The organism is Serratia sp. GW822-FHT06E05 (genome assembly GCF_058799445.1).
Genome location: NZ_JBXALM010000011.1, coordinates 98,017 through 124,221 on the forward strand (window position 1 = coordinate 98,017; position 26,205 = coordinate 124,221).

Below are 26,205 nucleotides of genomic sequence, written 5' to 3' on the forward strand. Positions count from 1 at the left end.
ATGGAGCGGAAGTTTCATTTCACCAAAAAGCGATTTATTCGATTGCAAGTTGCGTTACTTCACAGAAAACCGGCAAAAAAATCCCCTTAAAGCGGCGAAAATCGTTTAAGGGGAGGGTTTGTCGATTAAGACGAGTGAGAGGTTGGGCGGTATTGGCGCCAGAAGCCAATCAGCGTCAGGTATTTTTGTTTCACCTGCTCTATTAAGCCAGCGTCATCCAGTTCGCCCTGCAACCAGCGGCGTGAAGGCTGGCCGAAGATGGTGCGGCCGACGGCAAAACCTTTTACCCAACGGGCGTCTGCCGCCGCGGCGAAACCGGCCTTCAGCGTTTCTTCCGGTGAGTCCAGCCCCAGTATCAATACGCCACGGCAGAATGGATCGTTCGCCTCTATCAAAGCCCCCACCCGCTGCCAATTTTCTGCGCTCAGCGGCGGCAATTTCCACCAGTCGGGCTTGATGCCCAGCGTGTAAAAATATTGCAGCATCTCCAGATAGTAGCTTTCGGCCTTGTCGGCGTTGCTTTCCGGCAGGATCACCTCCAGCAACAGTTCGTGGCCGGACTTGCAGCAACCGCGATACACGTCGGCAATCAGTTCATCCTGCTCGCGACGCAGTTCGGCGGCGTCATGCGGATGGTAAAACACCAGGCACTTCACCACGTGCTCCTGCGGCCAGTCGATCAGCTGCGAGCCAATATTGCCGTGCTCCAGTCGTAGCGGGCGTGAACTGGGCAGCTCGATCGGTCGGCCAATCCACCAGCCCTGCCCGGTGATGCTGTTCAGCGCCGCCTGCCCATAGGTGGTATCGGCCAGAATGCCGCTGTTGCCCTGCAACCCGGCAACCTCGGCGGCCTGTTGCGCCGCGGTCAGCAGCAGGGTTTTCAGTTTGGGAATGCGCTCCTCGCTGACGTTGGCTTCTCGCGCCATGTCCGCCAGCTGTTTGCGGTGGTCGAAAGCGAACACGCACAGCTCCGGCCACTGCTGTTTGCGTGTAGTGACCCGGTGCAGATGGTTAAGCCGCGCATCGCGATCCGGACGTTTCACTTCCTGCTCGCGCTGCAGGTAGTCATCCAGTTCCTGCTTGGTCGGCATCGCCGGCGCACAGCCGTGACGCGAAACCACCAGTGCGCCGCAGGCATTGGCATAGCGGCAGGCCTGATCCCAACCTTCATCGTTCAGGTAACCGCGCAGCAGGCCGGACATAAAGGCATCGCCCGCACCCAGTACGTTCAGTACCTCAACCCTTACGCCGGAGTGCAGTTTGACCTGTTGCCAGCTTGTCGGGATCTCCGCTTCAAATACCGAACAGCCCTGGGCGCCGCGTTTGCAAACCAGCGTGGCCTGGGTCGCCTTGCGCACGTTTTTCAACGCGGTCAGGGTATCGGTGCTGCCGCCGGCAATATGAAACTCTTCTTCGGTGCCGACGATCAGATCAAAGTGATGCAGCACTTCTTGCAGTTCGCGGGTCACTTTTTCTGACTCGACGAAACGGGTTTCACCGTCGCCCAGCGATGTCAGGCCCCACAGCACCGGCCGATAATCGATATCCAACGCGGTGCGCAGACCGTGGCGTCGGGCGTATTCCAGCGCCTTCAACACTGCCGCGCGGGTGTTCGGATGCGACAGGTGGGTGCCGGTAATGGCCAATGCCCGTGACGATGCAATGTAGGCCTCGTCGATATCGTCCGGCGTCAACGCCATATCGGCGCAGTTTTCGCGGTAGAAAATCAGCGGGAAGGTTTCCTGATCTTTTATGCCGAGGATCACCAGGCCGGTCAGGCGCTGGGGGTCGGTAATCAGGCTTTGGGTGTCGGCGCCAACGCGTTGCAGTTCTTCGCGCAGGAAACGGCCCATATGTTCGTCGCCGACGCGGGCCAGCATGCCGGACTTCAGACCCTGAATGGCCGTGCCGTAAGCCACATTGCCGGAAGAGCCGCCGAGATATTTTGAGAATGTGCTGGCATCTTCCAGGCGTGCGCCGATTTGCTGTGCATAGAAATCGACGGCGATACGCCCGAGACAAATGACATCAAGCTGTTTTTCTTGTGTAGCCATACCCGTTTCCTTCTGTATTAAGCGAAACCCCGACTGCGAAGCATTTTTGGAGTATGAGGAATAAAAATTTCAATTTCAAGATTGAATGAAATTTACACCCCAAAAATGTGATGCATTTAAAACCCCGTTGCTACAACGGTAAAGGGCATCGAAAACCCCGCCCGCCCTGAGGTGAAAACGCCGAGGGGCGGCAAGGGTATCCTTGGTGTCACAGGCTGATGGTGCCAAGGGTTGCTGTGAGTTCAGGCGGTGTTGAGCGGATGCCTCAACGGGTGAAAGGGTGGCTAAGTCAGTGAATTCTAAAGGCATGGATGAAACGGGGTTTTCATCATTATGGGATCTTTATCGCAAAATGAAATGTTTCTTCTGTAATGTGATTTTATGAAAAATATATTTGTTTATAATCCCAACACGTTTCAGGTTGTCGGCTTAAGCAGGACACAGCGCTTGCTGACGGCGAGTATCACACAGCTTATCTGGTTCGGCATGCAGCTGGTGCCGGCGCGGGCGAGACTAATCTAAAAGGGTGAGTAAATGGGCAAGATCCGGTTAACCATGGCACAGGCACTCGTCAGGTTCCTCGACAACCAGTACCTGTTGGTCGACGGCGTGGAAACCAAATTCGTCAAAGGCATCTTTGCGATTTTCGGCCACGGCAACGTCCTCGGTCTGGGGCAGGCGCTGGAGCAGGACAGCGGTGAGCTGGTGGTGCATCAGGGGCGTAACGAGCAGGGTATGGCCCACGCAGCGACCGGCTTCGCCAAGCAGAAGCTGCGTCAGCAGATCTATGCCTGCACCTCTTCCGTCGGGCCCGGCGCCGCCAATATGATCACCGCCGCCGCGACCGCCACCGCCAACCGCATTCCTTTATTGCTGCTGCCGGGCGATGTTTACGCCTCACGCCAGCCGGACCCGGTGCTGCAGCAGATTGAACAGTCCTACGATCTCAGCATCAGCACCAATGACGCCTTCCGTGCGGTGAGCAAGTACTGGGACCGCATAGTGCGCCCTGAACAGCTGATGAGCGCCTGCATCAATGCGATGCGCGTGCTGACCGATCCGGCGGAAACCGGCGCGGTGACGCTGTGCCTGCCGCAGGACGTGCAGGGCGAAGCCTATGACTACCCGGACTATTTCTTCCAAAAGCGTGTGCATCGGCTCGATCGCCGCCCGGCGACCGCCGGCATGCTGGAGGATGCGTTGGCGCTGCTGACCGCTAAACGTCGCCCGCTGCTGGTGTGCGGTGGCGGGGTGAAATACTCGCAGGCCGGCCAGGCGCTGCGTGACTTCGCCGAGCGTTTCCACATCCCGTTTGCCGAAACTCAGGCGGGCAAAGGCACGGTGCCTAGCAGCCATGAATTCAACCTGGGGGGCATCGGTGAAACCGGCTGTCTGGCGGCGAATACACTGGCCCGTCAGGCCGATCTGGTGATTGGCGTGGGCACCCGTTATACCGACTTCACCACTTCGTCAAAATGGCTGTTCCAGCATCCGGACGTCGATTTCCTCAATATTAACGTCAGCGCTTTTGACGCCGGCAAGCTCGACGGCGTGCAGGTGTTGGCCGATGCCCGCGAAGCGCTGTCCGCACTGAGCGAACGGCTGGCACAGGCAGATTATCGCGCCGGTTGGGGCAATGCCATTGCCGACGCACGCAGCGCGCAACAGCAGGAAACCGCCCGGGTTTATGCGGTGGAATACACCGGAGAAGGTTTTGTTCCTGAAATTGACGATCACCTCGATCGTGACCGCGTGTTTGCCGAATTTATCGAAAAGACCGACTCCTTGTTAACCCAAAGCCGGGTGCTGGGGGTACTGAACCAGCATCTGCCGCAGGACAGCGTGATCGTCGCCGCCGCCGGCAGCCTGCCGGGTGATTTGCAACGGGTGTGGCACAACCACGGCGAGCAGGGTTATCACGTGGAATACGGCTACTCCTGTATGGGCTACGAGGTCAATGCCGCGCTGGGGGTCAAGCTGGCTGAGCCGAACCGCGAGGTGTATGCGATGGTCGGCGACGGCGCCTTTATGATGCTGCATTCCGAACTGGTCACCTCGATTCAGGAAGGCTGCAAAATCAACGTGGTGCTGCTCGACAACATGACCAACGGCTGCATCAACAACCTGCAGATGGAACACGGCATGGACAGCTACACCACCGAGTTCCGCTTCCGCAACCCGCAGGGCGGCAAGCTCGACGGCAATTTGGTGCCGGTCAACTTTGCCATGCTGGCTGCGGCCTACGGTTGCAAGACCTACAGCGTGACCACCGAGCAGCAGCTGATCGAAGCGCTGGCCGATGCCCGTCGGCAAACCGTGTCGACCCTGCTGGACATCAAGGTGCTGCCAAAAACCATGGTGCACAAATATCTCAGCTGGTGGCGCGTGGGCGGTGCCCAGGTTGCCAACAGCGAAAAAATCGTCGCCGTGGCCCGCAAGCTGCAGGAAAACATCGATAAGGCCCGCGACTACTGATCAGGATCCCGTTTGATTACCCAGACCTTGCGTCTGCCGCAACTATTTGAAGAGGATAACGAAAATGACATTGAACATTGGGGTTATTGGCACCGGCGCAATCGGTCGGGATCACATTCGCCGCTGCAGCAAAGTGTTGCAGGGCAGCCGTATCGTGGCGGTCAACGACATCAATCGCGACAGCGCCGCCAAGGTGGTGAGCGACCTGAAGCTGGACGCCAAGGTGTATGACAACGGCCACGATCTGGTCAATGCGGCGGACGTGCAGGCGGTGCTGGTCACTTCCTGGGGCCCGAGTCACGAAGAGTTCGTGTTGGCCGCGATTGCTGCCGGTAAGCCGGTATTCTGTGAAAAGCCGCTGGCGGTTACCGCTCAGGGCTGCAAAAACATCGTCGAGGCCGAAGCGAAACACGGTAAACGTCTGGTGCAGGTCGGCTTTATGCGCCCTTACGATCAGGGTTACCGCGCATTAAAACAGGTGCTGACCAGCGGGCAAATTGGCGAACCGCTGATGCTGCACTGCGCACACCGCAACCCGACCGTCGGCGAAGCTTACACCACGGATATGGCGATCACCGACACCCTGATCCACGAGATTGACGTGCTGCGCTGGCTGCTGGATGACGACTATGTCTCGGTGCAGGTCGTGTTCCCGCGTAAAAGCCCCAAGGCGTTCCCGCACCTGAAAGATCCGCAAATTGTGCTGTTCGAAACCGCCAAAGGCACGCGCATCGACGTCGAAATTTTCGTTAACTGCCAATACGGCTATGACATCCAGTGTGAGGTGGTGGGTGAAACCGGCATTGCCAAGCTGCCAGAGCCGTCTTCGGTGCAGATGCGCAGCGGCGCCCGACTGTCTACCGAAATTCTGACCGACTGGAAAGACCGCTTTATCGATGCTTATGACGTCGAGCTGCAAGGCTTTATCAATGACGTCTTGGCCGGCAAGCTGACCGGGCCTTCCGCCTGGGATGGTTATGCCGCTTCTGTCACTGCCGACGCCTGCGTGGCCGCGCAACTCAGCGGTGAAATTGTGCCGGTGACCTTGCCGCCGCGCCCGGCTTTTTACGGCAACTGATGGGTTGAGCGCCGCACTTACGTTTAAAGAGGAATGACCATGAAGATCGCTTTTGATGTGGATGTCATCAGGGACCTTGGCATCACCAAAATGGTTGAGCAGGTGGCGGACTGGGGCTATCAGTATATTGAGCAGTCACCACACCCGCAGATCAATCCGTTCTACAAGCATCCGAAAGCCGGGCGCGAAGTGATGGCGGAATACAAAAATGCGCTGAAGGCCACCGGCGTGGAGATTTCCTCGTTTATCGTGGTGTATCGCTGGTCCGGTCCGGGCGAAGATCGCCGCCAGGCGGCGGTCAAAAACTGGCGCCGGATGATTGAAATCGCAGTGGAAATGGGCGTGCAGGTGATCAATACCGAGCTGGCGGGTAACCCCAATGAGCCGGAGATCTGTGAAGAACTGTGGTACCGCTCAATGGAGGAGTTACTGCCGATTATCGAGCGCGAAGGCATCCGCATGGAAATCCAATCGCACCCGTGGGATTTCTGCGAGCTGAGCAACGAAACCGCCGATATCGTCAAGTCGTTACGCAGCGATCACGTGAAGTATCTCTACAGCGTGCCGCACACCTTCTACTACGACAAAGGTCAGGGCGACGTGGCCGGCATGCTGAAATATGCCGGTGACGATCTCTCGCACGTGTTGATCGCCGACACCATGAACCATACCAAGCACTGCCGCTATATCGTCAACCCGCCGGGTGTAGACGCCGCCGTGCACCAGCATATGGGTATCGGCGAAGGGGAAGTGGATTTCGATGCCCTGTTCCAGACGTTGCGCGATATGGAGTTTGCCAATCGTAATTTTAAGGTGGGCGGCGAATCCATTATCTGCACCTCGCTGTTTGGCTATCCGGAACGAATGAAAACTCAGGCGGTAGCGACCCGAGAGCGCATCGAAAAAGAGCTGTTGGGTAAATAAATTTCTCGGTTGCGTGGGTGTGAAATCACCGGCGTGCTGCTCCTATGATTGAGGCTGAAAATGAATAAAGACAACGTAAAACTGGCCATCGCCCCGATTGGCTGGACCAACGACGACATGCCCGACCTGGGCAAAGAGAACACTTTCCAGCAGTGCGTCAGTGAAATGGCGCTGGCCGGGTTTACCGGCAGCGAAGTGGGCAGCAAGTATCCGCGCGATCCGGCGGTGCTCAAGCCGATGCTGGATATCCGCGGCATTCAAATCTGCAACGCCTGGTTCAGCACCTTCTTCGCCGATGGTCTGAAAGAAAAAACCATTGATGAATTTATTAACCATATGAATTTCCTGCATGCGATGGGTGCCAAGGTGATTGGCTGCTCCGAGCAGAGCAAAAGCATTCAGGGCACCACCAAAGGGGTGTTCGAAGAGAAGCCGTATTTCAGCGATGAAGAGTGGCAGCGAGTGGCCGATGGCTACAATGAGCTGGCCAAGATTGCTGCCGGCAAGGGCATGCAGGTTTGTCTGCACCACCATATGGGTACCGGCATTCAAACTACCGCCGAGATCGACCGCTACATGAGCATGGTGAACGACGACGTCTACCTGCTGTTTGATACTGGCCATGCTTACTATTCAGAAGGCAGCCAGCAGGCGATGATGGCGATACTGGAAAAATACCTGCCGCGTATTAACCATGTGCATCTGAAAGATGTGCGTGACGACGTGGTGGCCGAGGTAAAGGCCAACAAACTCAGCTTCCTCGACGGCGTGAAGAAAGGCACCTTTACCGTGCCGGGTGATGGGGTGATCGACTTCCGTCCGGTGTTTAAACTGCTGGATGAGCGCGGTTACAAAGGGTGGATGGTGGTGGAGGCCGAGCAGGATCCGGCGCTGGCCAACCCGTTTGAGTATGCGGTGAAGGCGCGCCGTTATATTAAAGAGACCGCCGGCATTTAATTCGCAGGCGATCGGCAAGGGGCGCTCGAGTCATCGATGCGCCCTTTTTTATTGGCAACGTCAGGCGAGGGTTTTCCAGGTGGTTACCTGTCCGCCGGGCCATGGGGTCGCCGCATAGACACCACGGGCGATGGCACGTGCCAGGGTGTCCGCCGCCAGTGCACCTATCTGCAGCACCGCCAGCTCTCGGCTGCCTTGTACCTCACGCTGCCCGGTGGATAAGGCAAACACCACATCGCCGTCGAACGGGCTGTGTAGCGGGCGGATGGCGCGTGCCATGCCGTCCTGCGCCATCATCGCCACGCGTTTCAGCTCCACCCGGGTCAACGCCAGATCGGTGGCGATGCAAGCCAGGGTGGTGTTCTTCCTGCCGCCCGTCGGTTCTTCTGGCATCCAGTCTTCGCCCTGGCCATGTAACTGCGCCAGCGCTGCGGCACCGCCGTTGCCAAACTCGCCGTCGATTTCATAAGGCGTCGCCCAGAAGGCACGGGTCCCGGGGGCGACGACCGATCCCAGGCTATTGACCGCCACCAGTGCGCCGACGGTAGCGCCATTGGTCGCCACGATCGACGCCGAACCCAGCCCGCCTTTCAGCTTGCCCATGCCGGTCATGGCACCATAGCCAGCGCCAACGGTGCCGAGCGGGAAGTCGTGGCCGGCCTTGCCGGCGGCCTCTATCCCCAATTGGCGATAGGGCGGGGCGAGCTGCCAGTTTTTATCGCCGGCGTTGCTTAGATCATACAGGCAGGCGGTGGGTACGATGGGAGAGACCGGTACGCCCGGTGCCGGACGCAGGGCGTAACCACGCCCCTGTTGCCCCAGCCAGGCTGCGACGCCATCTGCCGCCGCCAGGCCATACACCGAACCGCCGCTCAGCACCAGTGCATCAAGGGTTTGTACCAGATTGTCTTCCCCCAGCGCATCGGTTTCGCGGGTTGCCGGGCCGCCACCGCGCACATCGACGGCGGCGATCGCCGGGCTATCCGGCAGGATCACCGTGGTGCCGGTACGCACCCGGCTGTCCTGAGCGACCCCGACCTTCAGGCCGGGCACGTCGGTAATTAGGTTACGGGCGCCGGTTCGAACGGCGGGAGAACTTGGCATTGCGGCCCCCAGGAAGGTGGTGGGAGAGAGGATGCCGATAGCACCCGTTACGCAGGCCAGCGTTTGCACGAAGGTGCGACGGCTGACGGTGAAGGGGCGCTTTGCCGCCCCTGGTTCACTTTTTATCTCACTCATGAGGCTGATTTTTTCTGCTGTTCACTGCGAAAGCGAGCCATATGGTAAGAATCTACCAGTACGCCGTCGCGCATGGCGTAAGCGCGGCTGGTCCCTTCGATTTCAAAACCGAACTTGCGGTATAGCGCGATGGCCGCCTGATTATCGGTAAATACCGTCAGCTCGATGCGTTCGATGTCTGCCCAATTGTCGCACAGGTCAATCATCGCCTTCATCAGGCTGCTGCCGACACCTTTGCCGTGGTGGTGATCATCGACGCCGATGCCAAAGGTCGCCACGTGGCGGCGGCGCACACGCTGATTCAGCATCACGCTCAACTGACCGACAATCTGTCCGTCGATGCAGGCCACCAGGCTATGCGTGCCCGGTTCGAGGTTGGCGAGGCGCTTGTGCCATAGTTCGACCGACGGTAGCGGAAGATGTAGCGTGTCACGGTAAGCCTTCGGCTGAGAATAGAGTTGATGCAGGGCCTGTGCATCTGCCGTTTCCACGTGACGAACTACGATTTCACTCATTACGCTGCTCCTTTGGCTTACCGGTTGAATAACCTCTGAATTTATCGGTTTATTGTGTCGAGTCAATATTATTCCGGATTGGTTAAAAAAACGCTTTACAGGTGCGAATGATAATGATTATTATTGCGATGCGTTCCGGGGAGAGTATCAACCTTTGATACCCTCGCTGCGAAGGCACGACATTGCTCACATTGCTTCCAAGTATTACTTAGCCAGCTCGGGTGCTGGCTTTTTTTTTGCCTGTTTTCAGCTCACCCGCCTTCAACAAATTCCCTGCCAATGGCTTCGCAACTCCATCTAAATTTTTGAACAGAGGGATGAGTTTTTTACGCTTTCATATTCTGCTGCCAGGACTAGACTGTAAAAAACATTGAGGAGAGTTGAATATGATTTATCTACGTAAGGCAGAAGATCGCGGTCATGCCAATCATGGTTGGCTGGATAGCTGGCACACCTTCTCCTTTGCCAACTATTACGATGCCGATTTTATGGGCTTCTCGGCGCTGCGGGTGATCAACGAAGACGTGATCGACGCAGGGCAGGGTTTTGGCACCCACCCGCATAAAGACATGGAAATCCTGACCTACGTGCTGAGCGGCACAGTAGAGCATCAGGACAGCATGGGCAATAAAGAGCAGATCCAGGCCGGTGAGTTTCAGATCATGAGTGCCGGCACCGGGGTGCGTCACTCCGAGTACAACGGCAATAACGATCGTCCGTTGCACCTGTACCAGATTTGGATCATTCCCGATCGGGTCGGGCTGGAGCCGCGCTATGAGCAACGCATGTTTGATGCGCCACAGGGCCGCCAACTGGTGTTGTCGCCGGATGCGCGCGACGGTTCACTGAAAGTGTTCCAGGACATGACGTTGTCCCGCTGGGCATTGAAGCAAGACGAACAGGCAGAATGCCCGATTGAAGCCGGTCGTCGCGTGTGGATCCAGGTGGTGCGTGGCAAGGTAGTGGTCAATGGTCAGCAGGCCGGCACCAGCGATGCTTTCGCGGTGTGGGATGAAACTGCGCTGTCGATTCATGCCGATGAAGACAGTGAAATTCTGCTGTTCGATCTGCCGCCGGTCTGATAAAGCGGTAAATACTGAGGGCTCACACTGTGAGCCCTCAGGCCGTTGACAAAGTGCTCTGTTGTTTAATAGTAGGGGCGCTGCATGCTGCGCCCAATAGCATAATCAATGGGTTAAATCGGGTCGAACATGTTCGACCCCTACCGGTTTAGCCTTTTCGCAGGTTCGCCATCAGTCTTAGGGCTCACACAGTGAGCCCTTTTTGCGTTGTGACGTCCGATAACCAACAATATCGGCAGCGGTTTTTTTTTGCTAAAATGAGCACCCATTCACGGTTAGCCAGTTCATTGATAATGAAGAAAAAACGGCCGGTACTTCAAGATGTCGCAGACAAGGTTGGCGTTACCAAGATGACGGTGAGCCGTTATCTGCGTAATCCCGAGCAGGTTTCTGCCATCTTGCAGCAAAAAATTGCCGTCGCGCTGGATGAGCTGGGCTACATTCCCAACCGTGCGCCGGATATCCTTTCCAACTCCACCAGTCGCGCCATTGGCGTATTGCTGCCGTCGTTGACCAACCAGGTGTTTGCTGAAGTGCTGCGCGGCATCGAGAGCGTCACCGATGCGCACAATTACCAGACCATGCTGGCGCACTACGGCTATTTGCCGGAGCGCGAAGAACAGCGCCTGACCTCGCTGCTGTCTTACAACATTGATGGGCTGATCCTGTCTGAACGCCACCATACGCCGCGCACCATGAAGATGATTGAGGTGGCAGGGATCCCGGTTGTCGAACTGATGGACTGCGTTTCACCGTGCATTGACCTGGCCGTGGGGTTCAACAACTTTGAGGCGGCACGCCAGATGACCCAGCAAATCATCGCGCACGGTCATCGCCACGTGGTGTATTTCGGGGCGCGTCAGGATGAACGTACCATTATCAAGCAACAGGGCTATGAACAGGCGATGCGTGAATCCGGTCTCGAGCCGTACAGCGTCATGACCGCGCGTTCGTCGTCCTATTCCGCCGGTGGCGAACTGCTGCGTCAGGCGCAGCGCGATTATCCGCAGATCGACAGTATTTTCTGCACCAACGATGACCTGGCGATTGGCGCGACCTTTGAGTGCCAGCGCCAAGGGCTGTCGATCCCCAAAGATATGGCGATTGCCGGTTTCCACGGCCACGATATCGGTCAGGTGATGGTGCCAAAACTGGCGAGCGTCCTGACGCCGCGTGAACGTATGGGGCAGATCGGGGCTGAACGCCTGTTGGCGCGTTTGCGGGGCGAAACGGTCAGCCCGCGCATGGTGGACGTCGGTTTTACCGTGATCCCCGGCGGCAGCATCTGATCGCTTTTAACTCTTTGTTTCATCAATTTTAATTTGAAAATCGCGCCGCCCGGCGCGTTTTGCTAGTCATCTGTAAGCCCACCGCGCGTTACCCCCATAAGTTTGATCTCTATCCCAGAACGCGAATTTTAGCCCGTTACCCGGTTCCGACACTGCTGTTGTTACCGGTATCATGATACCGGTAACAACGAGGTCAATGACCTTGTGGCGGCGCGATAGGGTCGCTACAGGGAGAAATAGAACCCTTGACTCAGCACCACCTACAGCTCGTCTTCTAACACCGGGAAGAGCCTAAAAATACAACAAACGCGCGCTTTACGGCCTATCGTAAAGAGAGTCTGCGATAAAAAGGTTGGAGAAAAATTATGCCATTAGTGATTGTTGCAGGCGGCGTCGCGCTGCTGTTGCTGCTGATGATCCGCTTTAAGCTGAACGGCTTTATCTCTCTGGTTCTGGTTGCTCTGGCGGTGGGTATCGCTCAGGGTATGCCAGTCGATAAAGTGATCGGCTCCATCAAGGCCGGCGTGGGCGGCACCCTGGGCAGCCTGGCGCTGATCATGGGCTTCGGTGCCATGCTCGGCAAGCTGCTGGCGGACTGCGGCGGCGCCCAGCGCATCGCCACTACGCTTATCGAGAAGTTCGGTCAAAAATACATTCAATGGGCGGTGGTACTGACCGGTTTTACCGTCGGTTTTGCGCTGTTCTATGAAGTTGGCTTCGTGCTGCTACTGCCGCTGGTCTTCAGTATCGCCGCGTCTGCACGCGTGCCGCTGCTGTATGTCGGCGTGCCGATGGCGGCTGCGCTGTCGGTGACCCACGGTTTCCTGCCGCCGCACCCTGGCCCAACGGCGATCGCCACCATCTTCCATGCCGATATGGGTAAAACCCTGCTGTACGGCACGCTGCTGGCCATTCCGACGGTGATCCTGGCCGGTCCTGTCTACGCCCGCTTCCTGAAAGGCATCGACAAGCCGGTTCCTGAAGGCCTGTATAACCCAAAAATCTTCACCGAAGAAGAAATGCCAAGCTTTGGCATCAGCGTTGCCACCTCGTTGGTGCCGGTGATCCTGATGGCGCTGCGTGCGGTAGCGGAAATGGTGCTGCCGAAGGGCCATAGCCTGCTGCGCTTTGCCGAGTTCTTCGGCGATCCGGTGATGGCGACGTTGATTGCGGTACTGATCGCTATCTTCACCTTTGGCTTGAACCGCGGCCGTACTATGGATGAAGTGATGGGGACCATCACCGACTCCATCAAAATTATCGCCATGATGCTGTTGATCATCGGCGGTGGCGGCGCGTTCAAGCAGGTACTGGTCGACAGCGGCGTGGAGAAATACATTGCCGCCCTGATGGAAGGCAGCAACGTCTCACCTATTCTGATGGCCTGGTCGATTGCGGCTGCGCTGCGTCTGGCGCTGGGTTCCGCTACCGTGGCGGCGATCACCGCCGGCGGCATCGTGGCCCCGTTGATCGCCACTACCGGCGTCAGCCCGGAGCTGATGGTGATCGCGGTCGGTTCAGGCAGCGTGATTTTCTCTCACGTCAACGATCCGGGGTTCTGGCTGTTCAAGGAGTATTTCAACCTGAGCATCATGGAAACCATCAAGTCCTGGTCGGTGCTGGAAACCATCATTTCCGTCTGCGGCCTGGTAGGGTGTTTGCTGCTGGCGACGGTGGTCTAATATTCCTGTCGTTTTTCAGGTTGGCGCAGCGTTGACTGCCACTTGAAATGCAAAGGGAATAGCGAGGTTATCCGGCACCCCGTGGGGGTGTCGGACATTCTTTTGAGTTTGGGGCGCATTTGATGGCGCAGGCGGCGTATCCCGTTGCCAGAACGTACATCTGACTCCGTAAGGGCATGACATTATGAGTAATCCACAGCACCACGTATTTATTTTGATGGGCGTTTCAGGCAGCGGAAAGTCTGCCGTCGCCAGCGCCGTTGCCCATGAAGCTCATGCCGCGATGCTGGACGGAGACTACCTGCACCCGCGCGCCAACATTAACAAAATGGCCGCCGGGCATGCGCTGGACGATAACGATCGCGCCCCGTGGTTGGCCGCATTGAATGACGCTATCTTTGCCATGGAACGCACCAATGACGTCTCTCTGCTGGTGTGTTCGGCGCTGAAAAAAAGCTATCGCGACCGTCTGCGTGAAGGCAACCGCAACCTGCATTTCATCTATCTGAAGGGTGACAAGGCGGTGATTGAAGAGCGCCTGAAGCAGCGCAAAGGGCATTTCTTCAAGCCGCAGATGCTGGTTTCCCAATTTGCCACCCTGGAAGAGCCGGGCGCGCAGGAGCCGGATGTGCAGGCGATTGATATCGATCAGCCGCTGGATGGCGTAGTCGCCGATACTCTTGCCTATATTCGGCATGTTGCAGCCCAGTAATCCGGGCTGCCACCCTAAGCCGGCGCCGCACAGGCGCCCGTTTATTCACTACAGCTTCATGTAAGCCCGCACGCCGTCCAGGAACATCTGGGTCGACAGCATCACCAGAATCAGCCCCATCAGCCTTTCCAGCGCGCTCACGCCTTTACTGCCCAGCAGGCGCAGGAACAAGTCCGACATCAGCAAAATAGCGGCAGAAATCCCCCAGGCAATCAGCAGCGCCACTACCAGATGTGAAATCTGGTTCGGATACTGGTGCGAGAGCAGCATCAGCGCCGCCAGAATCGAAGGCCCGGCGACCAGTGGGATGGCGAGCGGGACTAGGAAGGGTTCTTCCCCGGCGGAAAGCCCGCTGCTGTTGCCCTCCTGCGTAGGGAAAATCATTTTGATGGCGATCAGAAACAAAATAATCCCGCCGGAAATGGACACGGTTTCGGTTCGCAGGTTGAGGAACGCCAGAATTTTCTCGCCGGCGAACAGGAATATCAGCATTAACAACAGGGCGATCAGCAATTCGCGGATCACCACCACCCGGCGTCGGCGTGGTTCCAGATGTTTGAGTACCGACATGAAAATCGGCAAGTTGCCTAGCGGATCCATGATTAAAAACAGCAACACCGTGACGGAAATCATCTCTGTCATCATTACCTCTGCATCTGAAAAACGTGTCGGCCATCCCGACCCACGCACTAACCCATCCCCGATGGCTTGAAAGACAACGGGGTATATAAGAAGGATTGCTGAGAATCGTTCAGCTATCGAATAAATTCACTTTGCGCCTGCGCTGACATTTTGTAAGGTGGAGAGATAGTGCACACAACTTATAGCAGTCATCCTCCAAGGCAGGACAGTCATATGAAAAACGTTGGTTTCATCGGTTGGCGCGGAATGGTCGGCTCCGTACTCATGCAGCGCATGACGGAAGAGCGCGATTTCGACGCCATTCGCCCGGTCTTTTTCTCCACTTCGCAGCACGGTTCTGCGGCGCCGGCATTCGGCGGCCAGCAGGGCACGCTGCAAGATGCTTACGATGTTGATGCGCTGAGCGCGCTCGACATCATTATTACCTGCCAGGGCGGCGATTATACCAACGAAATTTACCCGAAGCTGCGTGAAACCGGTTGGCAAGGCTACTGGATTGATGCCGCTTCTTCTCTGCGCATGCAGGATGACGCGATTATCATTCTGGACCCGGTCAACCGCGACGTGATTCAGCAGGGCCTGGACAAAGGCATCAAGACCTTTGTCGGCGGCAACTGCACCGTCAGCCTGATGCTGATGTCGCTGGGCGGCCTGTTCGCCAACAACCTGGTCGAGTGGGCATCCGTTGCGACCTATCAGGCCGCTTCCGGCGGCGGCGCGCGCCACATGCGTGAGCTGCTGACTCAAATGGGCATGCTGCATGCAGACGTGGCGAAAGAGCTGCAGGATCCGGCATCGGCCATTTTGGACATCGAACGTAAAGTCACTGCGGCCACCCGCAGCGGCAAACTGCCAACCGATAACTTTGGCGTGCCGCTGGCCGGCAGCCTGATCCCATGGATCGACAAGCAGCTCGATAACGGCCAGAGCCGCGAAGAGTGGAAAGGCCAGGCGGAAACCAACAAAATCCTCAACAGCAGCAGCGTGATCCCGGTTGATGGCCTGTGCGTGCGCGTTGGCGCGTTGCGTTGCCATAGCCAGGCATTCACCCTGAAACTGAAAAAAGACGTTTCGCTGCCGGAAATCGAGCAGATGCTGGCGACCCACAATGATTGGGTGCGGGTGATCCCGAACGACCGTGAACTGACCATGCGTGAACTGACGCCGGCTGCGGTTACCGGGACGCTGAATACGCCAGTCGGCCGTCTGCGTAAGCTGAATATGGGGCCGGAATACCTGTCTGCGTTCACCGTGGGTGACCAGTTGCTGTGGGGTGCGGCTGAACCGCTGCGCCGCATGCTGCGTATCCTGCTGTAACCTGAACTGTACTTCCCGAGGGCTGAGCTCTTTCAGCCCTCAAAAGCCTTATTTTCTTCCTTTTTCTCCGTTTCGGCGCGCTATGGACTAAGTCGCTGCAAAGGGGAGAAAGCACACAAGCCATCGGCACTTCACCATGCGGGCAGCAGCGCAAAGACGCTGTCAGGCTGGCAGTTTTCTTAATGAAGCTTTTTCCTGGTAATGCGGCAATGTTTTTAACTGACATTAGCTATGCTTAAAGGGCTGGCGGATAAATTTTCGCCAGCACCAAAAATAAGCATAAAGAGCGGTATTCGGGTCGGTAGGGTGAAAATTGATCAATAACCGACTGTAATCACGCTTTAGAAACCGAATGAATTGCATGATAACCAAAACGGCTATGGATTAAGCGTTACGCCCTGTGGATCTCAAGGTACAGCCAACGCCGCTGTAACCTGAAAGGCGATGGGCTGCGTGGCCTCTTATAAATCATGCTCTTAATCTTAGGAAGAAGACTATGCCTGTACTTCCCGATCGTGACGTGATTGATCAGCTTTTCTCCGGCAACTCTGCCGATCCTTTTTCCCTGCTTGGCATGCATGCGGTCGATAACGGCCTGCAGGTGCGTGCGCTGTTGCCTGACGCCAGCGAAGTCTGGCTGCGGGATCAGCAAACCGGCCGCCGATTGGTGCAGCTGAACTGTGATGATGAGCGGGGTTTTTTCAGCGCCACGGTGCCGCGCCGTAAAACGCCGTTCCGCTATCAGTTTGATGTGCGCTGGCACGATCACCAACAGATCGTCGACGATCCCTACCGCTTCGGCACCCTGCTGCAGGATATCGACAGTTGGCTGTTGGCTGAAGGGACCCATTTGCGTCCTTATGAACGTTTGGGTGCTCATCTTGCCACGCTCGATGACGTCGAAGGCGTCAGTTTTGCCGTCTGGGCACCCAACGCCCAGCGAGTCTCGGTGGTGGGGGAATTCAACTTTTGGGACGGACGCCGCCATCCGATGCGTCTGCGTCGTGAAAATGGCATTTGGGAGCTGTTTCTGCCGGGCGTGAAGGTCGGGCAGTTGTACAAATATGAAATCATCGACTGCTACGGCAACACCCAGCTCAAGGCCGATCCTTACGCATTTGAAGCGCAGATGCGACCGGACACCGCGTCGTTGGTCACTCCGTTGCCTGAGGTGGTAGAAAACACCCCGCAACGTCAGCGGGCCAATGATTTTGACCGCCCGATTTCTATCTACGAAGTGCATCTTGGCTCGTGGCGCCGCCACACCGACGATAATTTCTGGCTCAGCTACGGCGAACTGGCCGTGCAGCTGATTGATTACGTCAAGGACATGGGATTCACCCATATCGAGCTGCTGCCGATTAACGAGCACCCGTTTGACGGCAGTTGGGGTTATCAGCCTCTAGGTCTGTACGCGCCGACCCGACGTTTCGGCACTCCGGCTGACTTTAAGGCGTTTGTGGCTGCGGCGCATCGGGCCGGCATTAACGTGATCCTCGACTGGGTGCCGGGGCATTTTCCCAGCGACGCCTATGGCCTGGCGAACTTCGACGGCACCGCGCTGTATGAATACGCCGATCCGCGCGAAGGCTTTCATCAGGACTGGAATACCCTGATCTATAACTATGGCCGCAACGAGGTGCGTAATTATCTGGCAGGTAATGCCCTTTACTGGCTGGAGCGTTATGGCATAGATGCGCTGCGCGTCGATGCGGTAGCCTCGATGATCTACCGTGATTACAGCCGCGCTGACGGCGAATGGGTGCCGAATTACTACGGCGGTAACGAGAACCTGGAGGCCATCGCCTTCCTGCGTTATACCAACCACACCGTCGGCAAGGAGCGTCCCGGCGCGGTGACGCTGGCGGAAGAATCCACCGATTACCCAGGGGTGACGCTGCCGCCGGAATCCAATGGCCTGGGGTTCCATTACAAATGGAACCTGGGGTGGATGCACGACACGCTTAACTACATGAAATGCGACCCGGTGCACCGTAAATATCATCACAATCAGATGACTTTCGGCATGTTGTACGCCTACACCGAGAACTTTGTGCTGCCGATTTCCCATGACGAAGTGGTGCATGGCAAGAAATCGGTGCTCGACCGCATGCCCGGCGATGCCTGGCAGAAGTTTGCCAACCTGCGCGCCTACTACGGCTTTATGTGGGCGCATCCGGGCAAGAAGCTGCTGTTTATGGGCTGCGAATTTGCCCAGGGGCGCGAATGGAACTTCGACAGCAGCCTCGACTGGCACCTGCTGGAAGGGTTGGACGGCTGGCACCACGGCGTGCAACGGCTGGTGCGCGATCTCAACCATTGCTATCAACAGCAGGCGCCGTTGTATGAGCGCGACTATCGCCCTGACGGCTTTGAGTGGCTGGTGGTGGACGACCACGACAACTCGGTGTTCGCCTTTGCCCGTTACGATTCGCAGGGTAATGAGCTGATTGCCGTCAGCAACTTCACTCCGGTACCGCGCCATCATTATCGCATCGGCATTTCGCGTGCCGGCGAATACCGGGAAATCCTCAATACCGACTCGCATCATTATCACGGCAGCAATACCGGCAATCAGGGCCGCGTGGTGTCTGAACCGATAGGCAACCACGGCCGCGAGCATTCGATCAGCGTGACCGTACCGCCATTGGCGACCATCTACCTGCTGCGGGAGGCGCAATGACTGAGCTGACGCCCGGTATCGCCGCGCCTCTCGGGGCGCGCTATGACGGTAACGGCATCAACTTTAGCCTGTATTCCGCCCGAGCCACGGGGGTGGAGCTGTGCCTGTTTGACGAGCAGCAGCAGGAGGTTCGGCTGCCACTGACGGCGCGCAGCGGTGATATCTGGCACGGCTACCTGCCGGGCGGTAAACCGGGGCAGCGTTACGGTTTCCGCGTACATGGTCCGTTTGATCCTGCGCAGGGGTTGCGTTTTAACCCCAACAAACTGCTGTTAGATCCCGCCGCGCGCGCGGTAGAGGGACCGGTTGCAGATGATCCTTACCTGCATGGCGGCTATGACCGGCCGGATCAGCATGACAGCGCCGAACTGATGCCCAAGTGTGTGGTGATTGACGAAGCTTACGATTGGCAGGATGACCGCCCGCCGGCTACGCCCTGGGGCAAAACGGTGATCTACGAAGCGCATGTGCGCGGCCTGACCTTGCAGCATCCAGAAATCCCACCGGTGTTGCGCGGTAGCTTCGCCGCGCTCGGTCACCCGGTGATGATTGCCTATTTCAAGCGGCTCGGCATCACTGCGCTGGAGTTGTTGCCGGTGCAGCAGCACAGTTCTGAACCGCGTCTGCAGCGGCTCGGACTGATTAATTACTGGGGCTATAACGTACTTGCGCCCTTTGCGCCGGATAACCGTTATTCCAGCCTGCGCACTGATACGACGCCGCTGCGCGAGTTTCGCGATGCGGTGAAAGCGCTGCATAAGGCCGGTATTGAGGTGATCCTCGACGTGGTGTTCAACCACAGCGCCGAGCTGGATACCGATGGGCCGACGTTGTCGCTGCGCGGTATCGATAACCCGGGCTATTACTGGCTCACGCCCGACGGCGACTACGTGAACGATACCGGCTGCGGTAACACGCTGCGATTGGATCAGCCACAGGGCGTGGCCTGGGTGATGGACTGTCTGCGTTTTTGGGTGGGCGAATGCCACGTTGATGGCTTCCGCTTCGATCTGGGCAGCGTACTTGGCCGTACGCCTGCGTTCGACCGCGATGCGCCGTTGTTTCAGGCGTTGCTGGCGGACGACCTGCTTTCTCGCTGCAAGCTGATCGCCGAGCCGTGGGATATCGGGCCTGGCGGTTACCAGGTGGGCCAATTCCCGGGGCGCTTCGCCGAGTGGAACGACCATTACCGGGACGATATCCGTCGTTTCTGGCTGCAGGACGGCATATCGTTGGGGCAGTTCGCCCAACGTTTCGCTGCTTCCAGTGATCTGTTTAACCAACGCGGGCGTGCGCCGTACGCCAGCATCAACATGCTGACCGCTCATGACGGGTTCACCCTGCAGGACTTGGTCAGTTTTAACCGCAAGCACAACCAACTGAACGGTGAAGGTAACCGTGACGGCAGTGATCGTAACTTTAGCAATAACCACGGTGTTGAAGGCCCGATTGCCGACGATGCCATTTTGCAACGCCGCAGGGCCAGCCGACGAGCGCTGCTCGCCACGTTGTTGCTGTCCCAGGGGACGCCGATGCTGCTGGCCGGCGACGAGCATGGACACAGCCAGCAGGGCAACAACAATGCCTATTGTCAGGACAACGCTATCACCTGGCTCGACTGGGCCACGGCAGATGACGCTCTCACCGATTACACCGCAGCACTGATCCGTTTACGCCAACAAATCCCTGCCTTGCAGCAAGACCGCTGGTGGCAGGAGGGTGACGGCAGCGTGCAGTGGCTGAACGCGCAGGGGCACCCCCTCGACGCGCAAGAGTGGGAGCAGGGTGAACTGCGTTTGCAGATCTATCTGTCGCAACGCTGGCTGGTGGTCGTGAACGCCACGCAGCAGGCGGTGGAGATGACGTTGCCCGTCGGCGATTGGCAGCTTGTCGCTCCCTTTACTCAGGAAGATTCGCGGGCGGTTTTACCCGCCTGGCACCAGGCTGCGCACTCGATTTGCGTGCTGGTAAAGAAAAAATAAAAGGAGTCAGCTATGGTTAGGTTTGAAAATAAAGACCCCCTGATGTTGGCACGCCAACTGCCGATTAAGTCCGTCGCCCTGATCCTGGCCGGTGGCCGCGGTTCGCGTTTGAAAGATTTAACCTCAACCCGGGCCAAGCCGGCCGTCCACTTTGGCGGTAAATTCCGCATTATCGATTTTGCCCTGTCGAACTGTCTGAATTCGGGCATTCGCCGCATCGGCGTGATCACCCAATACCAGTCCCATACCCTGGTGCAGCATATCCAGCGCGGTTGGTCGTTCCTCAACGAAGAGATGAACGAGTTTGTCGATCTGTTGCCGGCCCAGCAACGCCTCAGTACCGAGCACTGGTACAAGGGCACGGCGGATGCGGTGTACCAGAACCTGGATATCATTCGCCGTTACGACGCCGAATATGTGGTGATCCTGGCGGGCGATCACATCTACAAGATGGATTACTCGCGCATGCTGATCGACCACGTGGAGAAGGGCGCGCAATGCACCGTTGCCTGCTTGCCGGTACCCCGTGAGGAAGCCAGCGAGTTCGGCGTGATGGAAGTGGACGAAAACGATCTGATCCTCGAATTCCTGGAAAAACCCAGCAACCCGCCGCCGATGCCGGGCAACCCGGATATGTCGCTGGCCAGCATGGGGATCTACATCTTTAACGCTGACTACCTGTTCCAACTGCTGGAAGAGGACATGTCGACGCCGGGCTCCACCCACGATTTCGGCAAGGATCTGATCCCGAAAATCACCGCCCAGAAAGCGGCTTGGGCGCACCCGTTCACGCTGTCCTGCGTGACCTCCAACCCCGATCTGCCGCCGTACTGGCGTGATGTGGGTACGCTCGAGGCCTACTGGCGCGCCAACCTCGATCTGGCTTCGGTGACACCAGAGCTGGATATGTATGACCGTGCCTGGCCAATCCGCACTCATATGGAACCGCTGCCGCCAGCCAAATTCGTACAGGATCGTTCCGGTAGCCACGGTATGACCATGAACTCGCTGGTGTCCGGCGGTTGCATCGTCTCCGGTTCGGTGGTGGTGCATTCGGTGCTATTCCCGCGGGTGCGGGTGAACTCGTTCTGCACCATCGACTCTACCGTATTGCTGCCGGACGTTAACGTCGGCCGTTCCTGCCGTCTGCGGCGCTGCATTATCGACCGTGCCTGTCATATTCCCGAGGGCATGGTGATTGGCGAAAACGCCGACGAGGACAGCAAACGCTTTTATCGCTCGGAAGGTGGCATTGTGCTGGTTACGCGCGAAATGTTGTCAAAGTTGTGAGTTAAGGTAGTCGGCAGAACGATAGCCTGCCGCCATATAAACGGACTGATGGCTTGCACAACGCGGGGTTAACAACAGCGGCAAGCCTGCTTTTCCAGAGTAATTTTGCCGATTCTCAGGAGTGATAATGCAGGTTTTACACGTATGTTCTGAAATGTTCCCCCTGTTGAAAACCGGCGGGCTCGCAGACGTGGTTGGCGCATTACCGGCGGCTCAGATCGCCGAGGGCGGCGATGTTCGGGTGTTATTGCCCGCTTTTCCTGACGTGCGTAATGGCATACCGGACTCGGTGCTGGTGGCAGAAATCGATTCTTTCGCCGGCCGGGTCGGCTTGCGTTACGGTACCTACCACGGCGTGGGCATTTACCTGATTGATGCCCCCTGGCTGTACGAGCGGCCGGGTAGCCCGTATCACGACCAATCAATGAATGCCTATTCCGACAACCACCGACGCTTTGCCCTGCTGGGCTGGATGGCCTGCGAGCTGGCCAAGGGGCTGGATCGGTACTGGCGCCCGCAGATAGTGCATGCCCATGACTGGCATGCGGGGCTGGCCTGTGCCTATCTGGCCGCCAATGGCCACCCGGCGCGATCCATCTTCACCGTGCATAACCTGGCCTATCAGGGGCTGTTCTCCGCCCATCACGTGGCAGAGCTGTGGTTACCGCCTTCGTTCTACAACGTCTATGGCCTGGAGTTTTACGGCCAGATGTCATTCCTGAAGGCGGGGTTGTACTACGCCGACCATATCACCGCCGTCAGCCCGACCTACGCGCGCGAAATCACCCGGCCGGAGTTTGGCTATGGCATGGAGGGGCTGCTGCAGGAACGCCAGCATCAGGGGCGCTTGAGCGGCATTCTTAACGGCGTAGATGACAAAATTTGGGACCCGTCCCACGATCCGCGGCTGACTGCCCGTTACGACGCTGACGATCTGAAGAACAAGGTCAAGAACAAGCTGCACCTGCAAAAAGCCATGGGCCTGAAGGTGGATGAGTCGTTGCCGGTGTTTGCGGTAGTGAGCCGCCTGACCAGTCAGAAAGGGCTGGATCTGGTGCTGGAAGCCCTGCCGGCACTGCTGGAGCAGGGCGGCCAACTGGCGCTGCTGGGGGCCGGCGATGCGGTACTGCAACAGGCGTTTCTCGCCGCTGCCGCCGACTATCCGGAGCAGGTTGGCGTACAGATTGGTTACCACGAAGCCTTCTCGCACCGCATTATCGGCGGGGCCGATGTGATCATGGTGCCGAGCCGCTTTGAACCCTGCGGGCTGACTCAACTCTATGGCTTGAAATACGGCACGCTGCCACTGGTGCGCCGCACCGGGGGGTTGGCGGACACGGTGGTGGACTGTGCGTTGGAGAATCTGGCCGACGGCAGCGCCAGCGGATTTGTGTTTGATGATTGTGACGCCACCGCACTGGGCAACGCCATTCGGCGCGCCATGGTGCTGTGGAGCAGGCCGAAGCATTGGCGTCACGTCCAGCGCCACGCCATGAGCGTGGATTTTGGCTGGCAGGTCGCGGCAAAGGAATATTTGTCGCTTTATTCCCGTCATATTTGACGCTGCCTCTGTGTTGGCTGCACTCACTTACCCGAATCACTTACCAGTGTAAGCTCATCGGGATAAGTTTTTTTGCCGCCTTGATGCAGCGCCAATTATTTTGGGTATATCAACACCTATTGTAATGCCCTATGAATTTCACGTTGCAGCTAGGCGGCCAGCTTACTCATCCCCAGGCGCTTACTTTAGTAAGTAACTGGGTGAGCAAGTGCAGGTAACAACGCTGCGGCTTGAAAGGCGACGGGCAGCCACAAACTTGGGATCGAAAAGCTATGACTTCACCGATTAGTTACACCTCACCCACGGTCAGTGTTGAAGCGCTGAAACACTCCATCGCCTATAAGTTAATGTTTATCGTCGGCAAGGATCCGGCTATCGCCAACCAGCATGACTGGCTGAATGCCGTGCTGTTTGCGGTGCGTGACCGTATGGTGGAGCGCTGGTTACGTTCTAACCGTGCGCAACTTTCGCAGGATGTGCGCCAGGTTTATTACCTGTCGATGGAGTTTCTGATTGGCAGGACGCTGTCCAACGCCTTGTTGTCGATGGGGATTTATCAGGATATCGACGACGCGTTGAATGAGATGGGGCTGAGCCTGGGCGAGCTGCTGGAGGAGGAGAACGATCCAGGGCTGGGCAACGGCGGGCTGGGGCGATTGGCCGCCTGCTTCCTGGATTCGCTGGCGACGCTGGCGCTGCCGGGTCGGGGTTACGGCATTCGTTACGAATACGGCATGTTCAAACAGAATATCGTAAACGGCCAACAGATGGAGTCACCGGACTATTGGCTGGAATACGGCAATCCGTGGGAGTTCCCGCGTCATAACACCCGCTATAAGGTGCGCTTTGGCGGACGGATCCAGCAGGAAGGCGCCAAGGCGCGCTGGGTGGAAACCGAAGAGGTAGTCGCCACCGCTTACGATCAGGTGATCCCCGGTTTTGATACCGACGCCACCAATACGCTGCGGCTGTGGAGCGCGCAGGCCAGTAATGAAATCAACCTGGGTAAATTCAATCAGGGCGATTACTTTGCGGCGGTTGAGGACAAAAACCATTCTGAAAACGTATCACGCGTGCTCTATCCCGATGACTCGACGTATTCAGGGCGTGAGCTTCGCCTGCGGCAGGAGTATTTCCTGGTGTCGGCCACGGTGCAGGATATCCTCAACCGCCATTGGACGATGCATAAAAGCTTCGACAACCTGGCAGACAAGATTGCCATTCACCTCAATGATACCCACCCGGTGTTATCTATCCCTGAGCTGATGCACCGGCTAATCGACGAACATAAGTTCAGCTGGCTGGATGCCTGGGCGGTGGTCGAGCAGGTGTTTTCTTACACCAACCACACGTTGATGAGCGAAGCGCTGGAAACCTGGCCGCTGGACATGATTGGTCGGATCCTGCCGCGTCACCTGCAGCTGATTTTCGAGATTAACGATCACTTCCTCAAACAGGTGCAGGAAGTGGCGCCGGGCGACAATGAGCTGCTGGCGCGGGTGTCTATCATTGATGAAACCAATGGTCGCCGGGTGCGTATGGCCTGGCTGGCGGTCGTGGCGAGCCACAAGGTTAACGGCGTTTCAGCGCTGCACTCCGAACTGATGGTGCAATCGCTGTTTGCCGATTTCGCCCGTATTTTCCCTGATCGCTTCTGCAATAAAACCAACGGCGTCACCCCACGCCGCTGGCTGGGGCTGGCTAACCGACCGCTGTCTGACGTGCTGGACGACAGCATCGGTCAGACCTGGCGTACCGATCTCAGCCAACTGAGCGAGATCAAGGCCAATATCGATTACCCCAGCTTCCTGAAGGCGGTGCAAAGCGCCAAACGGCAGAACAAGGAGCGACTGGCGACCTACATCGCCAAAACGTTGAATGTGGTGGTCAACCCGGACGCGCTGTTCGACGTACAGATTAAGCGTATCCACGAATACAAACGGCAGCTGCTTAACGTACTGCACGTGATCACGCTGTATAACCGCCTGCTGCAGGATCCGGAAACCGAACGGGTGCCGCGCGTGGTGATCTTTGCCGGCAAGGCGGCTTCGGCTTATTACGCCGCCAAACAAATCATCCGCTTGATCAACGACGTCGCCAAGGTGATCAACAACGATCCGCGAGTGCATACGCAGCTGAAAGTGGTGTTCATTCCAAACTACAGCGTCAGCCTGGCGCAAATGATCATTCCGGCGGCGGACCTGTCCGAACAGATCTCGCTGGCAGGCACCGAGGCGTCCGGCACCAGTAACATGAAATTTGCGCTGAATGGCGCGCTGACTATCGGCACGCTGGATGGGGCTAACGTTGAAATGCTGGAACACGTGGGGGCGGAGAACATCTTCATCTTCGGCAACACCGCCGAGCAGGTGGAGGAGCTACGCCGCAACGGTTACAACCCGCATCTGTACTATGAGCAGGATCCGGAGCTGCATCAGGCGCTGACCCAGATTGCCACCGGCGTTTACAGCCCTGAAGAACCCAAGCGCTACAGCAACCTGTTTGATTCACTGGTAAATCTGGGCGATCACTATCAACTGCTGGCAGATTACCGCAGCTATGTGGATACGCAGGACAAGGTGGATGAGGTGTATCGCAATCAGGACGACTGGACGCGTCGGGCGGTGCTGAATATCGCCAATATGGGCTACTTCTCATCCGACCGCACCATCCAGGAGTATGCGGACGAAATCTGGCACATCAAACCCATTAAGCTGTAATGT

The 26,205-nt window shown here is 57.4% G+C and carries 18 protein-coding genes; 14 read left to right on the forward strand and 4 right to left on the reverse strand.

Annotated elements, in window-relative coordinates; genetic code table 11:
* Positions 1 to 125 precede the first annotated feature (125 nt).
* Entirely contained in the window at positions 126 to 2,054 is a 1,929-nt protein-coding gene (locus tag AC1RKC_RS21210; RefSeq protein ID WP_122080410.1) for a bifunctional 5-dehydro-2-deoxygluconokinase/5-dehydro-2-deoxyphosphogluconate aldolase, read from the reverse strand.
* A 534-nt stretch (positions 2,055 to 2,588) separates the two neighbouring features.
* Here AC1RKC_RS21210 and iolD point away from each other — a divergent pair.
* From iolD to iolE, 4 genes are all read left to right on the forward strand, one after another.
* Positions 2,589 to 4,529 (forward strand): 3D-(3,5/4)-trihydroxycyclohexane-1,2-dione acylhydrolase (decyclizing), encoded by a 1,941-nt coding sequence (gene iolD, locus AC1RKC_RS21215; protein WP_256814514.1) that lies wholly within the window; start codon positions 2,589 to 2,591, stop codon positions 4,527 to 4,529.
* A gap of 64 nt (positions 4,530 to 4,593) precedes the next feature.
* Positions 4,594 to 5,607, forward strand: a complete 1,014-nt coding sequence (gene iolG / locus AC1RKC_RS21220) for a bifunctional inositol 2-dehydrogenase/D-chiro-inositol 1-dehydrogenase (protein WP_046372447.1) — start codon at positions 4,594 to 4,596, stop codon at positions 5,605 to 5,607.
* Positions 5,608 to 5,646: 39 nt separating this feature from the next.
* On the forward strand, positions 5,647 to 6,531 hold the full coding sequence (locus AC1RKC_RS21225; protein ID WP_044554812.1) for a sugar phosphate isomerase/epimerase family protein: 885 nt from the start codon (positions 5,647 to 5,649) through the stop codon (positions 6,529 to 6,531).
* 60 nt (positions 6,532 to 6,591) lie between these two features.
* Positions 6,592 to 7,488, forward strand: coding sequence for a myo-inosose-2 dehydratase (gene iolE, locus AC1RKC_RS21230; protein WP_046372448.1), 897 nt, complete (start codon positions 6,592 to 6,594; stop codon positions 7,486 to 7,488).
* A gap of 60 nt (positions 7,489 to 7,548) precedes the next feature.
* Here iolE and AC1RKC_RS21235 read toward each other — a convergent pair whose 3' ends face one another.
* Complete coding sequence (locus tag AC1RKC_RS21235; RefSeq protein WP_493092721.1) at positions 7,549 to 8,727, reverse strand: P1 family peptidase; 1,179 nt, start codon at positions 8,725 to 8,727, stop codon at positions 7,549 to 7,551.
* Positions 8,724 to 9,242 (reverse strand): GNAT family N-acetyltransferase, encoded by a 519-nt coding sequence (locus AC1RKC_RS21240; protein WP_046372450.1) that lies wholly within the window; start codon positions 9,240 to 9,242, stop codon positions 8,724 to 8,726. Before AC1RKC_RS21240 ends, AC1RKC_RS21235 begins: the two co-directional genes overlap by 4 nt.
* 386 nt (positions 9,243 to 9,628) lie before the next feature.
* Here AC1RKC_RS21240 and AC1RKC_RS21245 point away from each other — a divergent pair, with 386 nt between their 5' ends.
* The 4 genes from AC1RKC_RS21245 to gntK all read left to right on the forward strand — a co-directional run bounded on the left by AC1RKC_RS21245 (position 9,629) and on the right by gntK (position 14,007).
* Positions 9,629 to 10,324: a pirin family protein gene (locus AC1RKC_RS21245; protein WP_020837391.1), complete on the forward strand. Its 696-nt coding sequence runs from the start codon at positions 9,629 to 9,631 to the stop codon at positions 10,322 to 10,324.
* A 293-nt stretch (positions 10,325 to 10,617) separates the two neighbouring features.
* Positions 10,618 to 11,613: a gluconate operon transcriptional repressor GntR gene (gntR, locus tag AC1RKC_RS21250; RefSeq protein WP_020837390.1), complete on the forward strand. Its 996-nt coding sequence runs from the start codon at positions 10,618 to 10,620 to the stop codon at positions 11,611 to 11,613.
* Positions 11,614 to 11,978: 365 nt separating this feature from the next.
* A complete protein-coding gene (gene gntT, locus AC1RKC_RS21255; protein ID WP_046372451.1) occupies positions 11,979 to 13,295 on the forward strand; it encodes a gluconate transporter in 1,317 nt (438 codons plus the stop codon).
* 184 nt (positions 13,296 to 13,479) lie between these two features.
* A complete protein-coding gene (gene gntK / locus AC1RKC_RS21260; RefSeq protein ID WP_020837388.1) occupies positions 13,480 to 14,007 on the forward strand; it encodes a gluconokinase in 528 nt (175 codons plus the stop codon).
* 48 nt (positions 14,008 to 14,055) lie between these two features.
* Here gntK and AC1RKC_RS21265 read toward each other — a convergent pair whose 3' ends face one another.
* Complete coding sequence (locus AC1RKC_RS21265; RefSeq protein ID WP_041415736.1) at positions 14,056 to 14,649, reverse strand: YhgN family NAAT transporter; 594 nt, start codon at positions 14,647 to 14,649, stop codon at positions 14,056 to 14,058.
* 213 nt (positions 14,650 to 14,862) lie between these two features.
* Here AC1RKC_RS21265 and asd point away from each other — a divergent pair, with 213 nt between their 5' ends.
* From asd to glgP, 6 genes are all read left to right on the forward strand, one after another.
* Positions 14,863 to 15,966: an aspartate-semialdehyde dehydrogenase gene (asd, locus tag AC1RKC_RS21270; RefSeq protein WP_020837386.1), complete on the forward strand. Its 1,104-nt coding sequence runs from the start codon at positions 14,863 to 14,865 to the stop codon at positions 15,964 to 15,966.
* A 496-nt stretch (positions 15,967 to 16,462) separates the two neighbouring features.
* Positions 16,463 to 18,649 (forward strand): 1,4-alpha-glucan branching protein GlgB, encoded by a 2,187-nt coding sequence (glgB, locus tag AC1RKC_RS21275; protein WP_392454983.1) that lies wholly within the window; start codon positions 16,463 to 16,465, stop codon positions 18,647 to 18,649.
* The gene (gene glgX, locus AC1RKC_RS21280) at positions 18,646 to 20,631 is read left to right on the forward strand and encodes a glycogen debranching protein GlgX (protein ID WP_493092722.1); all 1,986 of its coding nucleotides are present in this window, start codon (positions 18,646 to 18,648) and stop codon (positions 20,629 to 20,631) included. The genes glgB and glgX overlap by 4 nt, the downstream gene beginning before the upstream one ends.
* Positions 20,632 to 20,643: 12 nt before the next feature.
* Complete coding sequence (glgC, locus tag AC1RKC_RS21285) at positions 20,644 to 21,921, forward strand: glucose-1-phosphate adenylyltransferase (protein WP_020837383.1); 1,278 nt, start codon at positions 20,644 to 20,646, stop codon at positions 21,919 to 21,921.
* Between the two features lie 127 nt (positions 21,922 to 22,048).
* Positions 22,049 to 23,482: a glycogen synthase GlgA gene (gene glgA, locus AC1RKC_RS21290; RefSeq protein ID WP_020837382.1), complete on the forward strand. Its 1,434-nt coding sequence runs from the start codon at positions 22,049 to 22,051 to the stop codon at positions 23,480 to 23,482.
* Positions 23,483 to 23,754: 272 nt separating this feature from the next.
* Complete coding sequence (gene glgP, locus AC1RKC_RS21295) at positions 23,755 to 26,202, forward strand: glycogen phosphorylase (RefSeq protein WP_046372455.1); 2,448 nt, start codon at positions 23,755 to 23,757, stop codon at positions 26,200 to 26,202.
* Positions 26,203 to 26,205: the final 3 nt, after the last annotated feature.